The 12,710-nt window shown below is 71.6% G+C and carries 14 protein-coding genes; 13 read left to right on the top strand and 1 reads right to left on the bottom strand.

Features of this window, described 5'->3' with window-relative positions; all coding sequences use genetic code 11:
* Window positions 1–60: 60 nt before the first annotated feature.
* The 13 genes from ACWD4G_RS33870 (at window position 61) to hypE (ending at window position 12,254) form a co-directional block, all read left to right on the top strand.
* Complete coding sequence (locus tag ACWD4G_RS33870; protein WP_451300322.1) at window positions 61–1,842, top strand: nickel-dependent hydrogenase large subunit; 1,782 nt, start codon at window positions 61–63, stop codon at window positions 1,840–1,842.
* Window positions 1,839–2,369 carry a hypothetical protein gene (locus ACWD4G_RS33865; protein ID WP_451300320.1) on the top strand — a complete coding sequence of 177 codons (531 nt, stop codon included), beginning with the start codon at window positions 1,839–1,841 and terminating at the stop codon, window positions 2,367–2,369. Before ACWD4G_RS33870 ends, ACWD4G_RS33865 begins: the two co-directional genes overlap by 4 nt.
* 50 nt (window positions 2,370–2,419) lie before the next feature.
* Window positions 2,420–3,082 carry a DUF5947 family protein gene (locus ACWD4G_RS33860; RefSeq protein ID WP_451300407.1) on the top strand — a complete coding sequence of 221 codons (663 nt, stop codon included), beginning with the start codon at window positions 2,420–2,422 and terminating at the stop codon, window positions 3,080–3,082.
* Window positions 3,079–3,786, top strand: coding sequence for a DUF6084 family protein (locus tag ACWD4G_RS33855; RefSeq protein WP_451300318.1), 708 nt, complete (start codon window positions 3,079–3,081; stop codon window positions 3,784–3,786). The genes ACWD4G_RS33860 and ACWD4G_RS33855 overlap by 4 nt, the downstream gene beginning before the upstream one ends.
* Window positions 3,783–5,273 carry a hypothetical protein gene (locus tag ACWD4G_RS33850; RefSeq protein ID WP_451300316.1) on the top strand — a complete coding sequence of 497 codons (1,491 nt, stop codon included), beginning with the start codon at window positions 3,783–3,785 and terminating at the stop codon, window positions 5,271–5,273. Before ACWD4G_RS33855 ends, ACWD4G_RS33850 begins: the two co-directional genes overlap by 4 nt.
* Window positions 5,270–5,845, top strand: coding sequence for a hydrogenase maturation protease (locus tag ACWD4G_RS33845; RefSeq protein ID WP_451300314.1), 576 nt, complete (start codon window positions 5,270–5,272; stop codon window positions 5,843–5,845). Before ACWD4G_RS33850 ends, ACWD4G_RS33845 begins: the two co-directional genes overlap by 4 nt.
* A gap of 11 nt (window positions 5,846–5,856) precedes the next feature.
* Entirely contained in the window at window positions 5,857–5,961 is a 105-nt protein-coding gene (locus ACWD4G_RS33840) for a DUF6893 family small protein (RefSeq protein ID WP_451300312.1), read from the top strand.
* Window positions 5,962–6,128: 167 nt separating this feature from the next.
* Window positions 6,129–6,527 carry a hydrogenase maturation nickel metallochaperone HypA/HybF gene (locus ACWD4G_RS33835; RefSeq protein WP_451300310.1) on the top strand — a complete coding sequence of 133 codons (399 nt, stop codon included), beginning with the start codon at window positions 6,129–6,131 and terminating at the stop codon, window positions 6,525–6,527.
* 3 nt (window positions 6,528–6,530) lie between these two features.
* Window positions 6,531–7,295 carry a hydrogenase nickel incorporation protein HypB gene (hypB, locus tag ACWD4G_RS33830; RefSeq protein WP_451300308.1) on the top strand — a complete coding sequence of 255 codons (765 nt, stop codon included), beginning with the start codon at window positions 6,531–6,533 and terminating at the stop codon, window positions 7,293–7,295.
* Window positions 7,292–9,712 (top strand): carbamoyltransferase HypF, encoded by a 2,421-nt coding sequence (gene hypF, locus ACWD4G_RS33825; protein WP_451300306.1) that lies wholly within the window; start codon window positions 7,292–7,294, stop codon window positions 9,710–9,712. Before hypB ends, hypF begins: the two co-directional genes overlap by 4 nt.
* Window positions 9,713–9,743: 31 nt before the next feature.
* Window positions 9,744–10,049, top strand: coding sequence for a HypC/HybG/HupF family hydrogenase formation chaperone (locus ACWD4G_RS33820; protein WP_451300304.1), 306 nt, complete (start codon window positions 9,744–9,746; stop codon window positions 10,047–10,049).
* Entirely contained in the window at window positions 10,046–11,185 is a 1,140-nt protein-coding gene (hypD, locus tag ACWD4G_RS33815) for a hydrogenase formation protein HypD (protein WP_451300302.1), read from the top strand. Before ACWD4G_RS33820 ends, hypD begins: the two co-directional genes overlap by 4 nt.
* The gene (hypE, locus tag ACWD4G_RS33810) at window positions 11,178–12,254 is read left to right on the top strand and encodes a hydrogenase expression/formation protein HypE (protein WP_451300300.1); all 1,077 of its coding nucleotides are present in this window, start codon (window positions 11,178–11,180) and stop codon (window positions 12,252–12,254) included. Before hypD ends, hypE begins: the two co-directional genes overlap by 8 nt.
* Window positions 12,255–12,286: 32 nt before the next feature.
* Here the strand turns inward: hypE and ACWD4G_RS33805 are convergent, their stop codons facing one another.
* A complete protein-coding gene (locus ACWD4G_RS33805) occupies window positions 12,287–12,670 on the bottom strand; it encodes a hypothetical protein (RefSeq protein WP_451300298.1) in 384 nt (127 codons plus the stop codon).
* Between the last annotated feature and the right edge of the window lie 40 nt (window positions 12,671–12,710).

The raw sequence follows: 12,710 nt of genomic DNA, 5'->3' as shown, positions 1-12,710 counted from the left end.
CTTCTGCTTGGCAACCCCACCCCCGAACCCCCCGAGCGACGAAGGGCACGGCAAACGACGATGGCAAGGACGAAGGCGGCCGGCGACGGCAGCGGCCTGGTGGAGATGGCCTGGGACCCGATCACCCGGATCGTGGGCAGCCTGGGCATCCACACGAAGATCGACTTCAAGCAGAAGCGGGTCGCGGAGTGCTACAGCACCTCGTCGGTCTTCCGCGGCTACAGCGTCTTCATGCGCGGCAAGGACCCCCGCGACGCCCACTTCATCACCAGCCGCATCTGCGGCATCTGCGGCGACAACCACGCCACCTGCTCGGTCTACACGCAGAACATGGCGTACGGAGTGAAGCCCCCGCACCTCGGCGAGTGGATCATCAACCTCGGTGAGTCGGCGGAGTACATGTTCGACCACAACATCTTCCAGGAGAACCTGGTGGGGGTCGACTACTGCGAAAAGATGGTCAAGGAGACCAACCCCGGAGTCCTCGAACTCGCCGAACGCACCGAGGCCCCGCACGCCGCCGAGCACGGCTACCGCACCATCGCCGACATCATGCGCTCGCTCAACCCCCTGGAGGGCGAGTTCTACCGCGAGGCCCTCCAGGTCAGCCGCTACACACGGGAGATGTTCTGCCTGATGGAGGGACGCCATGTGCACCCCTCCACGCTCTACCCGGGCGGCGTCGGCACCATCGCCTCCGTCCAGCTCTTCACCGACTACCTGAGCCGCCTGATGCGCTACGTCGAGTTCATGAAGCGCGTCGTCCCCCTCCACGACGACCTGTTCGACTTCTTCTACGAGGCCCTGCCCGGCTACGAGGAGGTCGGCCGCCGCCGCGTCATGCTCGGCTGCTGGGGCGCCCTCAACGACCCCGAGTACTGCGACTTCACCTACGCCAACATGACGGACTGGGGACGGAAGATGTTCGTCACCCCCGGCATCGTCGTCGACGGCGAACTCGTCACCAACGACCTCACCCAGATCAACCTCGGCATCCGCATCCTGCTCGGCAGCTCCTACTACGAGGACTGGGAGGGCCAGGAGCCCTTCGTCACCCACGACCCGCTCGGCAACCCGATCGACCCGCGCCACCCGTGGAACCAGCACACCATCCCCGCCCCGCAGAAGCGGAACTTCGACGACAAGTACAGCTGGGTCATGTCCCCGCGCTGGTACGACGGCAAGGACCATCTCGCCCTGGACACCGGCGGCGGCCCCATCGCCCGCCTCTGGTCCACCGCCCTGTCCGGACTCGTCGACATCGGCTACGTCAAGGCCACCGGCCACAGCGTCCTCATCAACCTGCCCCGCACCCTGACCAAGCCGGAGACCACCTTCGAGTGGAAGATCCCGCAGTGGTCCAACGCCCTGGAACGCAACCGCGCCCGCACCTACTTCCAGGCGTACGCCGCCGCCGTCGCCCTGCACTGCGCCGAACAGGGCCTGGCCGAGGTCCGCGCCGGACGCACCCAGACCTGGGAGAAGTTCGAGGTCCCCGAGGAGAGCATCGGCGTCGGCTTCACCGAGGCCGTACGGGGCGTCCTCTCCCACCACATGGTGATCCGCGACGGCAAGATCGCCAACTACCACCCGTACCCGCCCACCCCGTGGAACGCCAGTGTCCGCGACTCCTACGGCACCCCCGGCCCGTACGAGGACGCCGTGCAGAACACCCCGATCTTCGAGGAGAACACCCCGGAGAACTTCAAGGGCATCGACATCATGCGCGCCGTCCGCAGCTTCGACCCCTGTCTGCCCTGCGGCGTCCACATGTACGTCGGCGGCGGCAAGACCGTGAAGTCGATGCACGTGCCCACCGGCCTGAGCGGACTGGGCGGATGAGCGCGATGACGGAAACGGCACCCATCAACGCGGAGCGGACCGGACGACGGGTCGAGGAGATCCTGGACCGCATGGCCACGAGCGGCGACCCGGCCGTCACCGTGGCGGCGGAGGAACTCGTCCGGACCCTCATGGACTTCTACGGCGCCGGCCTCGCCCGTATGCTCCACCTGCTGTCCTCCGCCCCCGGCGAACCGACGGCGAAACTGCTCGGCGACGAACTGGTCGCGAGCCTGCTCGTCCTGCACGACCTGCACCCCGAGGACCGCGACACCCGGATCGCCAGGGCCCTCGACAGCGTCCGCGACCTCACGCTGGAGCTGGTGGAGTTCGAGGAGTTCAGCAGCACGCTGAGGGTGCGCGCCCGGGCCGACAGCGGCTGCTGCGGCGCCGGCACGGACCCCCGGCAAGCGGTTGAGGCGGCGCTCGCCTGCTTCGCACCCGAGGTCGTGACCGTCGAGGTGGAGACCGCACCGGCGGGACCCACGCTCCTGCAGATCGGTACGGCGCCGACGGGGACCCGATGAACACGACCACCGTCGGGGACCAACTGAGCACGACCACCGACGGGAACCCGATGAGCACGACCACCGCCGGACTGCGCAGATTCCGCACCGAACGCCCGCCGCGGCCGGAGCGTTGCGAACTGTGCGCGGTCGCGGTGCCGGAGGACCACCGCCACCTCGTCGACGCCGAGCAACGCGCCCTCGTCTGCGCCTGCACCGCCTGCGCGCTGCTGATGGAACAGCCGGGCGCCGCCGCGGGCCGCTTCCGCGCGGTCCCGGCCCGCTATCTCACGGACCCCGCCCACCGCCTCGACGAGCGGGCGTGGGAGGCGCTGCAGATCCCGGTCGGCGTCGCCTTCTTCTTCCGCAACGCCGCCCTCGACCGGCTGGTCGCCCTCTACCCGAGCCCGGCCGGAGCCACCGAGAGCGAACTCGACCCCGACACCTGGACGACGGTCCTCGGCGGCAGCCGACTCGCCCGCCTCCTCGAACCCGACGTGGAGGCACTGCTGCTGCGCCGCACCGACCACCGCGTCGACTGCCATCTCGTACCGATCGACATCGCTTACGAACTCGTCGGCCGTATGCGTCTGTTGTGGCAGGGCTTCGACGGCGGAGCCGAGGCGCGTGCCGCGCTGGAGGCGTTCTTCGCGGACGTCGCGCGCCGCGTCCGACCCATCGACATGGCGGACGACATGGCGGACGATACGGCGGACGAAGGGGTGCGGTCGTGACGGAGTTCTCCTTCGCCTGCATCGGCGCCCGCGCCGACCGGTACGCCGCCGGACCGACCCTCGTCCTCCGGCTGCGCGTCACCGCCGCCGACAACGCGCGCGTGCACGCCCTCGCGCTGCGCTGCCAGCTCCGTATCGAACCCGCCCGCCGCGGCTACGAGCCCGCCGAGGCCGACGCGCTGGCGGACCTCTTCGGCGAGCGCTCACGCTGGGGCAGCACCCTGCAACCGGTGCAGTTCGCCCAGGTCCCGCTGATGGTCCCGAGCTTCACCGGAGAGATCGAGGCCGACCTCGTCGTGCCCTGCACCTACGACATGGACATCGCCGCCGCCCGCTATCTGAACGCCCTCACCGACGGCGAGGTCCCCCTGCTGATGCTCTTCTCCGGCACGGCCTTCACCGGCGACGGAGGCTTCCGGGTCGAGCCGGTGCCCTGGGACCGCGAGGCGACGTTCCGGCTGCCGGTCGCCACCTGGCGGGAGATGATCGAGCAGCACTTCCCCGGCTGCGGCTGGATTCGGCTGCCCCGCGACACCATGGACGCCCTCCTCGCCCACCGCTCCCGGCACGCCCTGCCGTCCTGGGAGGCGACCATCGAGGCCCTGCTCGGCGACGGCGGTGGCGGTGGCGGTGACGTCCCGGGCCCGCCCGCGAGGGACCCGTTCCGCGCGCTCACCGGCACCACCGGAAGGAACGAACCGTGACCACGACCGCGTTCGCCCCCGAGACCGAGGAGCGGTTCGCCCTCGCCCGGCAGGTGGCCGACGCCGTCCTCTTCGAGGGCTATGTGCTCTACCCGTACCGTGCCTCGGCGGCCAAGAACCGGCTGCGCTGGCAGTTCGGGGTGCTGGTGCCGCCCGCCTGGGGCGCCGAGTGCGAGGAGTACGACTTCCAGCACACCGAATGCCTGATGGAACCGAAAGCGGGCGCGACCCTCTCCGTCGAGGTGCGCTTCCTGCACGCTCGACGGCGCACGGTGCAACGGGCCCGCCCCGACGGCGACTACGAAACCGTCCCCGAACTCCGCCTGGACGACCGGGTGTTGGTGCCCTGGGACGAGGGGAGCGAGGAACGCGTCGAGGTGGTCGCCCCGGTGGACCGACTCCTCGACGACGGTGTCACCCATCCCTTCCGGCTCCCCGCCCGGGAGGACACCGCACCGGTCCTCGACGCGGCCGGCCGCACCGTCGGCCGGCTGCTCCGGCGGCGCGAGGAGATCAACGGGACGATCCGGCTGACCGCCCGTGAACTCGACGGCCCCTACCGGGCTGTGCGGCTGACCGCCGTCGTCGAGAACACCAGCGACTGGACCCCGCCGGAAGGACAGGGCGCCGACCGCGACGTGGCGCTGCCGCACTCCCTGGTCGCCACCCACCTCCTCATGGCCCTCAGCGCCGGATCGTTCCTGTCCATGACCGATCCCCCCGAGTGGGCGAAGGGCGCGGTCGCCGCCTGCCGCAATCTGCACACCTGGCCCGTGCTCGCCGGCGAACCCGGCCGCGCCGATCTCGTGCTGTCCTCGCCGATCATCCTGGAGGACCATCCGGCCATCGCACCGGAGAGCCCCGGAGCGCTCTACGACGCCACCGAGATCGACGAGATCCTCGCCCTGCGCACCGCCGCCCTCACCGACGAGGAGAAACGCGAGGCCAGGGGCACCGACGAACGGGCCGCCGCCGTGATCGACCTCGCGGACTCGATGCCGCCCGAGGTCCTGGAGCGACTGCACGGCGCGGTGCGCGGCCTGCGCGAGGCGACCGGCCCCGGCCCCGCCGCTCCCGACCTCACGGCTCCTGACCTCACGGCTCCCGACCCCACCGCTCCCGCCCCCACCGCCCCGGACCTCGCCTTCCCCGACGAGCACGGCGTGCCACGGCCGGACACCCCCTGGTGGGACCCCGCGAGCGACGCGGGCTTCGACCCTTCGCGGGACCACGTGGTCGTGGACGGCCGCGCCCTCGCCAAGGGAAGCCGCGTCGAACTGCGCCCCGGCAGGCGGCGCACCGACGCGCAGGACATCTTCCTGCGGGGCCGCACCGCGAAGGTCGAGGCGGTGCTGCACGACGTCGACGGCGGCGTCCACATCGCGGTCACGGTCGACGGAGACCCGGGCGCCGACATCCGCCGCGAGCAGGGACGGTTCCTGTACTTCCAGCCCGACGAGATCACCCCGCTGGAGGACGGCACATGAACCTCCCCGCACAACCGGGCGTCCGGACCCTCGTGGCGGGCATCGGCAACGTCTTCCTCGGCGACGACGGCTTCGGCGTGGAGACCGCCCGCCGACTCGCGACACGCGAACTGCCCGCGCACATCGAGGTTGTGGACATCGGAGTGCGCGGCGTCCACCTCGCCTACCAACTCCTCGACGGCTACGACACCGTCGTCCTCGTGGACGCCACCGCACGCGGTGGAGCCCCCGGCACGCTGTACGTGATCGAACACGACCTCGCCGGCGCGAGCCCGGCGCCCGCCGCCCCCGCGCTGGACGGCCACCGGATGACCCCCGACACCGTACTGGCGCTGCTGGGCACCCTCTGCGCCGGGACCGGCGGCGAACCACCACGCCGGGTGCTGGTCGTCGGCTGCGAACCGGCCCTGCTGGACGAGGGCGTCGGCCTCAGCGCGCCGGTGTCCGACGCCGTACCGGAGGCCGTCCGGCTCATCGAGGAACTGATCGAGGAGCTGGTCGAAGAACTGTTGGAGAACGGTGAGCCGGGAGAGTCCGCGCCGCGGGCCACGGCCCGTGGGATCTCGACATGAGGAGAGACCGGATGAAGAAGATCGTCATCGCTGGAGCGTCCGCGGCCGCCGTGGTCGCCGTCTTCGCCGAGATGCTTCCCGACATCAGGCGCTACTTGCGCATCCGACGTATGTGACGTGTGCCCGACGGTCGGCGGCCGACGGTCGTCGACCGTCGGCTCCGTGCGATTGCGTCGAACGGCGTACCCCGCCACCGGTGACGGCGTGCCGGGCCGCACGGCCCGGTTGCGCGCGCCTGTAATGAACCCCGGCGTGAGGCAGGCTGCGGAAGGACGAAGAACCGATGCACGAGATGTCCGTCGCGCTCGCCGTCGTCGACCAGGTCGCCGAGGCCGCCACCCGCAGCGGAGACATCACGGCGGTGCGCACGGTACGGCTCCGGATCGGCGAACTCGCCGGCGTCGTACCCGACTCACTCGCCTTCTGCTTCGAACTGGCCTGCGCCGGAACCCTGTTGGAAGGTGCCGAACTCATCACCGAAGCGGTGCCGGGGCGGGCCCGCTGCACGCCCTGCGCCCATGAATGGGCGGTCGGCATGCCGCCCCGGCTGACCTGCCCCGAGTGCGGCGGGACCCGTACCGACCTGCTCGCGGGCCGGGAACTGCAGATCCTCGACGTGCGCTGGGAAGACGGCGACCCCGCGCACCCACCCACCCGCGAACCGATCCCCGAGGAGCGCTGAACCATGTGTCGTGTCGCCGACCTGCGGCAGGCGGTACTCGCGAAGAACGACGCGAGCGCCCACGAACTGCGCGACCGTCTCGCCTCCCGGGGCATCGCGGTCGTCAATCTGCTGTCCAGCCCGGGCAGCGGCAAGACCGCGTTGCTGGAGCAGGAACTGCTCAGAGCACGGGAGCGTGCCGTCCCGGTCGCGGCGCTGAGCGCCGATCTCGCCACCGAGAACGACGCGGTACGCCTGGCGCGTTCGGGCGTCCCCGTCAAACAGGTGCTCACCGACGGACTCTGCCATCTGGAGGCGGGGATGCTCGCCGGGCACCTCGACGGATGGCTCCCCGACGAGACCCGGCTGCTGTTCGTGGAGAACGTCGGCAATCTCGTCTGCCCGGCCTCCTACGACCTGGGGGAGACCCTCAGGGTCACCCTCGCCTCCGTGACGGAGGGCGAGGACAAGCCGCTGAAGTACCCCACCGCCTTCGGCCTCGCCCACCTCGTCGTCGTCACCAAGACCGACATCGCGGACGCCGTCGAGTTCGACGTCGGCGCGTTCCACGCCAACGTGGAGCAGGTCAATCCGGGGGTCGAGGTGATCATGACCTCGGCACGCCATGGACAGGGCGTCGGCGCGCTGCTCGACCGAGCGCTGGCCGCCGCGGACGGCGCACCCGTCCACGCGCCGGTCATGGCCCGCCGGCAGCCCCACCATCACGGCCACACCCACGCCCACGCCGATTCGGAGGCCACCGGCGCCATGGCCCACACCCACCCGTGAGCGCACCGCAGGCCCCGGCCGAGGTCGCGAAGGACACCCCGCAGGCCCCGGCCACCGTCGCCGAGGACGCCCCGCTACGCCGTCTGGTCACCGTCCGGGGAGTGGTCCAGGGCGTCGGCTTCCGCCCCTACCTGTACGGACTCGCCACCGAACTCGCCCTGGTCGGCCATGTGACGAACACGGCGGAGGGAGTCGTCGCCGAGGTCGAGGGCGCCGCCTCGGCCGTGACCCGGTTCTGCGACCGGATCGCCGCCCAGGCACCCCCACTGGCCCGCGTCGAGTCCGTCCACCACCGGGAGTTGCCCCCCGCCGGCGGCACCGGGTTCACCATCCTCCCCTCCCGCGCCGACGGACCGGCCCGCACCCTCGTCTCCCCGGACACCGCCACCTGCGCCGACTGCCTCGCGGAACTGGCCGACCCGGCGGACCGCCGCCACCGCCACCCCTTCGTCAACTGCACCCACTGCGGCCCCCGCTTCACGATCGTCACCGACGTGCCGTACGACCGGGCCAACACCACCATGGCCGGTTTCGCGATGTGCCCCGACTGCGCCCGGGAGTACGCGGACCCGGCCGACCGGCGTTTCCACGCGCAGCCCGTCGCCTGCCCGGCCTGCGGGCCACGTCTACGACTGGTCGCCGCCCGGGAGCCGGGGCCCGCCGGTGCCGCCGGGGCGGACCCGGTCACCGAGGCGCGCGCACTGCTGACGCGGGGCGCGATCCTCGCCGTCAAGGGCCTGGGCGGCTACCACCTGGCCTGCGACGCCACGAACCAGGAGGCCGTCGCCCGGCTGCGACGCAGGAAGGCACGCGGGGACAAGCCGTTCGCCGTCATGGCCAGGACCGCCGACGACATCCGGCACCTCGTCCGGCCGGCACCCGAGGAACAGAACCTCCTCGAAGGCCGGGCCAGGCCGGTCGTCCTGATGAGGCGGCACCCGCACCCGTCGTACGCCGCCGGGCAGCCGCGCCCCGCAGAGGCCGTCGCGCCCGGCAGCCCCGACCTCGGCGTCATGCTGCCGTACACCCCCCTGCACCATCTGCTGTTCGGCCTGCCCGGGGACGCGGACGGCCCCCGGCTGCTCGTCATGACCAGCGGCAACCTCTCCGGCGAGCCCATCGTCACCGACGACACCGAGGCGCTGGAGCGGCTCGGGCACCTGGCCGACGCCTGGCTCATCCACGACCGGGCGATCCATGTACCGTGCGACGACTCCGTGGTCCGCGTCTGCGACGGACGGCCCCTGGTGATCCGCCGTTCGCGTGGCTACGCCCCGCTGCCGGTCACCCTTCCCCTGACCGTGCGCCCCGCCCTGGCCGTCGGCGGAGACCTGAAGAACGCCTTCTGCCTGGGAGCGGGCCGCAGCGCCTGGCTGTCGGCGCACATCGGCGACATGGACGACCTCACGACACAGCGGGCCTTCGAGCGTGCGGTGGAGCAACTGGAGTCCATCACGGGGGTGCGGCCCGAGACCCTGGTGTCCGACCGGCATCCCGGCTACCGCTCCACCGGTTGGGCCGCCCGCGACGCGGCGCACCGGCCCGTCGTCCGCGTCCAGCACCACCACGCGCACATCGCCGCCGCGATGGCCGAGCACGGCCTGGACGGGACCCGGCAGGTGATCGGCGTCGCCTTCGACGGGACGGGGCACGGGGACGACGGGGCCGTGTGGGGAGGGGAGTTCCTGCTCGCGGACTACGACCGGTTCACCCGCTTCGGGCACCTCGCGTACGTCCCGCTGCCCGGTGGCGACGCGGCGGTGCGTCGGCCGTACCGCATGGCGCTCTCCCATCTGAGGGCGGCCGGCCTCGACCGGTCCGCCGACCTCGCCTGCACGGCCGCCTGCCCGCCCGAAGAACTCCGCCTCCTGGAGCGGCAGTTGGAGCGGGGGCTGAACTGTGTGCCCACCTCCAGCATGGGGCGGCTCTTCGACGCGGTGTCCTCGCTGGCCGGTGTGTGTCACCGGGCCGGATACGAGGCACAGGCCGCCGTCGAGCTGGAGGGCGCGGCTCTGCGCGCACCCGCCGAGGACACCGTCGCGTACACCTTCGCCCTGCACACGTCGCAGGAGGGGGTGGGCGACGGTGTCGTACGGGCCGATCCGGCGCCCGTACTCGCGGCGATCGTCGACGACCTGCGCGCGGGTGTCGGTCCCGCCGCGGTCGCCGCTCGCTTCCACCGGGGCGTGACCGGGATGGTGCGCCGGATCTGCGGACGGGCGCGGGAGCGGCACGGGGTGGAGACGGTCGCCCTGACAGGAGGCGTGTTCGCCAACACGCTGCTCTCCTCGGCCTGCGCCGCCGCCCTGCGCGAGGACGGGTTCACGGTTCTGCGCCACCACCTGGTGCCACCCAATGACGGCGGCCTCGCGCTGGGCCAGCTGATGGTGGCCGCCCGCGCCACACCCCACGACTGACCGACGCGCGACCCACAGCGAGGAGAGGCTCATGTGCCTGGCGGTACCCGGCAGAGTGCTGGACATCGAGGAACGGGACGGCACCCGGATGGCCACCGTCGACTTCGGCGGTGTGGTCAAGGAGGTGTGCCTGGAGTATCTGCCCGACCTCACGGTCGGTGAGTACGCCATCGTCCACGTCGGATTCGCCCTGCAACGGCTGGACGAGGAGTCGGCACGGCAGACGCTCGAACTCTTCGCCGAACTCGGCATGTTGCAGGAGGAGTTCGGCGACGCCTGGGAGATGGCGGCGGCGGAGGCCGGCCGGGAGCCGGTGGAAGGGGTGCGCGACCGGTGAAGTACATCGACGAGTTCCAGGACCCGGAGCTGGCACGCCGGCTCCTCGACGACATCCACGCCACGGTGACCCGGCCGTGGGCCCTGATGGAGGTCTGCGGAGGACAGACGCACAGCATCATCCGGCATGGACTCGACCAACTCCTGCCGGACCAGGTCGAGTTGATCCACGGTCCCGGCTGCCCCGTCTGTGTGACCCCCTTGGAGGTCATCGACAAGGCGCTGGAGATCGCCTCCCGACCGGAGGTGATCTTCTGCTCCTTCGGCGACATGCTGCGCGTGCCGGGCACCGGACGGGACCTGTTCCAGGTGCGCGGCGAGGGCGGCGATGTGCGTGTGGTGTACTCGCCGCTCGACGCGCTGAGGACCGCCCGGCAGAACCCGGACCGCGAGGTGGTGTTCTTCGGCATCGGCTTCGAGACGACGGCACCCCCCAACGCCATGACGGTCCATCAGGCCCGCGAGCTGGGCATCCCGAACTTCAGCATGCTGGTCTCCCACGTCCGGGTACCCCCGGCCATCGAGGCCATCATGTCCTCGCCGAGCTGCCGAGTGCAGGGCTTCCTCGCGGCCGGGCACGTGTGCAGCGTGATGGGCGTGGACGAGTACCCGGAGCTGGCGGAACGCTTCCGGGTGCCGATCGTCGTGACGGGCTTCGAGCCGCTGGACATCCTCGAAGGCGTACGCCGGACCGTACGGCAGCTGGAACGGGGCGAGCACACCGTCGACAACGCCTACGCCCGTGCCGTTCGCCCGGAGGGCAACCCGGCCGCCCGGGCCATGCTGGAGGACGTCTTCGAGGTCACCGACCGCGCCTGGCGCGGCATCGGGGTGATCCCCGACAGCGGCTGGCGACTGTCGCCCAAGTACCGCGAGTACGACGCCGAGTACCGCTTCTCGGTCGACGGAATCCGGACGGTCGAGCCCGCCGAGTGCCGTAGCGGCGAGGTGCTGCAGGGGCTGCTCAAGCCGCACGAGTGCGAGGCCTTCGGCACGCTGTGCACACCGCGTACACCCCTGGGGGCGACCATGGTCTCCAGTGAGGGGGCCTGCGCGGCGTACTACCTCTACCGGCGGCTGGACATGCCCGACGTGCCCACTACCACGAAGGTTCGGGAGGCGAGCCCCGTTGTCTGACACCACCGACCTCCCCGCCGCCCTCGACATCGAGGCGTGGACGTGTCCGGCGCCCCTGCGTGACCGGCCGCGTGTCGTGATGGGCCACGGCGGAGGAGGAGTCCTCTCCGCCGAACTGGTCCAGCAGATCTTCGCCCCGGCCTTCGGCGGCGAGACACTGGCCCAGATGGGCGATGCCGCCGTCGTCCCGCTCGGCGGCGCCCGGCTGGCGTTCTCCACGGACTCCTACGTCGTACGGCCGCTGTTCTTCCCCGGTGGCAGCATCGGCGACCTGGCGGTCAACGGCACGGTCAACGACCTGGCGATGAGCGGGGCACGGGCCGCCTATCTCTCCTGCGGGTTCATCCTGGAGGAGGGCGTCGAGCTGGACGTGGTCGGCCGGGTGTCCCGGGCGCTGGGCGCGGCCGCGCGTACCGCCGGGGTGGAGGTGGCCACCGGTGACACCAAGGTGGTGGAGGCCGGGCACGGCGACGGGATCTTCATCAACACGGCGGGCATCGGTGTCGTCCCGGCGGGCGTCGATCTGCGGGCCCAGCGGGTGGTGCCCGGCGATGTCGTGATCGTCAGCGGGGCCATCGGCGTCCACGGGGTGGCGATCATGAGCGTGCGTGAGGGACTGGAATTCGGGGTGGAGATCGCCAGCGACTGCGCGGCGCTCGGCGGCCTGGTCGAGGCGATGCTCGCCGTCACCCCGGATCTGCACGTGCTGCGCGATCCCACCCGGGGCGGTCTGGCGGCGGCGCTCAACGAGATCGCCGCAGCCTCCGGCGCGGGGGTGGCCATCCGGGAACGAGACGTTCCCGTCCCGCCCGCCGTGGCCAATGCCTGCGCCATCCTCGGCCTCGACCCCCTGTACATCGCCAACGAAGGCAAACTGGTGGCCTTCGTCCCGCGCGAGCACGCCGACGCCGTCCTGGAGGCCATGCGGGCCCATCCCCTCGGCGCGGACTCCGTGATCATCGGGGAGGCCGTCGAGGAGCATCCCGGCATGGTCGTGGCCCGGACCGGGCTGGGCGGAACACGGGTGGTCGACCAGCCGATCGGGGAGCAACTGCCGCGGATCTGCTGAGCGGAGCCAGGCACTGACCCGGCCGGGGGGCCCTAACCCGGGCGGCGGCGGGAGGGCGGGTCCTGTGGGTCCACGCCGGTCGTGGCTTGGGCGTCCTTGGTGCCGCTGGGGCGCTGGGAGCGCCCCCTGCGTCCGGTGTCGCGCATGCCCTTCTCGCCCGCGTCGCCGTACTCCTCGCCGCTCGTACCGTGACTCTCCACGGTGTCACCCGGTACGGACTTCTTCTCCTCGGCGGACTTCGAGCGGCCCCGGCCCTTCTCGCCCGCCCGCTCGGCATGGAACGAACGGTGGGCGCTCGGGTTCTCCTGCTGACGCGTCTCATCCACATCGGGCGCCCAGCCGTGCTGCCCGGTGCCCTCATGGCGACCGGGCCCCTTTCCGCGCTCCGGCCCGGACGAACGTGATTGCTTCGACATGGTCCGACCTGCCTGTTCCTTGTCGGTGTCGGTGTCGGTG

The sequence above is a fragment of the Streptomyces sp. NPDC002643 genome, assembly GCF_053592555.1.
This window is presented reverse-complemented; position numbering and strand designations above follow the sequence as displayed.

Bases quoted from the DNA above. Each gene is read 5' to 3' on its own strand.
- ACWD4G_RS33840 (WP_451300312.1), top strand. From the start codon at position 5,857: ATGAAGAAGATCGTCATCGCTGGAGCGTCCGCGGCCGCCGTGGTCGCC.
- ACWD4G_RS33820 (WP_451300304.1), top strand. From the start codon at position 9,744: ATGTGCCTGGCGGTACCCGGCAGAGTGCTGGACATCGAGGAACGGGAC.
- ACWD4G_RS33805 (WP_451300298.1), bottom strand. From the start codon at position 12,670: ATGTCGAAGCAATCACGTTCGTCCGGGCCGGAGCGCGGAAAGGGGCCC.
- hypB (WP_451300308.1), top strand. From the start codon at position 6,531: ATGTGTCGTGTCGCCGACCTGCGGCAGGCGGTACTCGCGAAGAACGAC.
- ACWD4G_RS33860 (WP_451300407.1), top strand. From the start codon at position 2,420: ATGAGCACGACCACCGCCGGACTGCGCAGATTCCGCACCGAACGCCCG.
- ACWD4G_RS33870 (WP_451300322.1), top strand. From the start codon at position 61: ATGGCAAGGACGAAGGCGGCCGGCGACGGCAGCGGCCTGGTGGAGATG.
- ACWD4G_RS33845 (WP_451300314.1), top strand. From the start codon at position 5,270: ATGAACCTCCCCGCACAACCGGGCGTCCGGACCCTCGTGGCGGGCATC.
- ACWD4G_RS33835 (WP_451300310.1), top strand. From the start codon at position 6,129: ATGCACGAGATGTCCGTCGCGCTCGCCGTCGTCGACCAGGTCGCCGAG.
- ACWD4G_RS33865 (WP_451300320.1), top strand. From the start codon at position 1,839: ATGAGCGCGATGACGGAAACGGCACCCATCAACGCGGAGCGGACCGGA.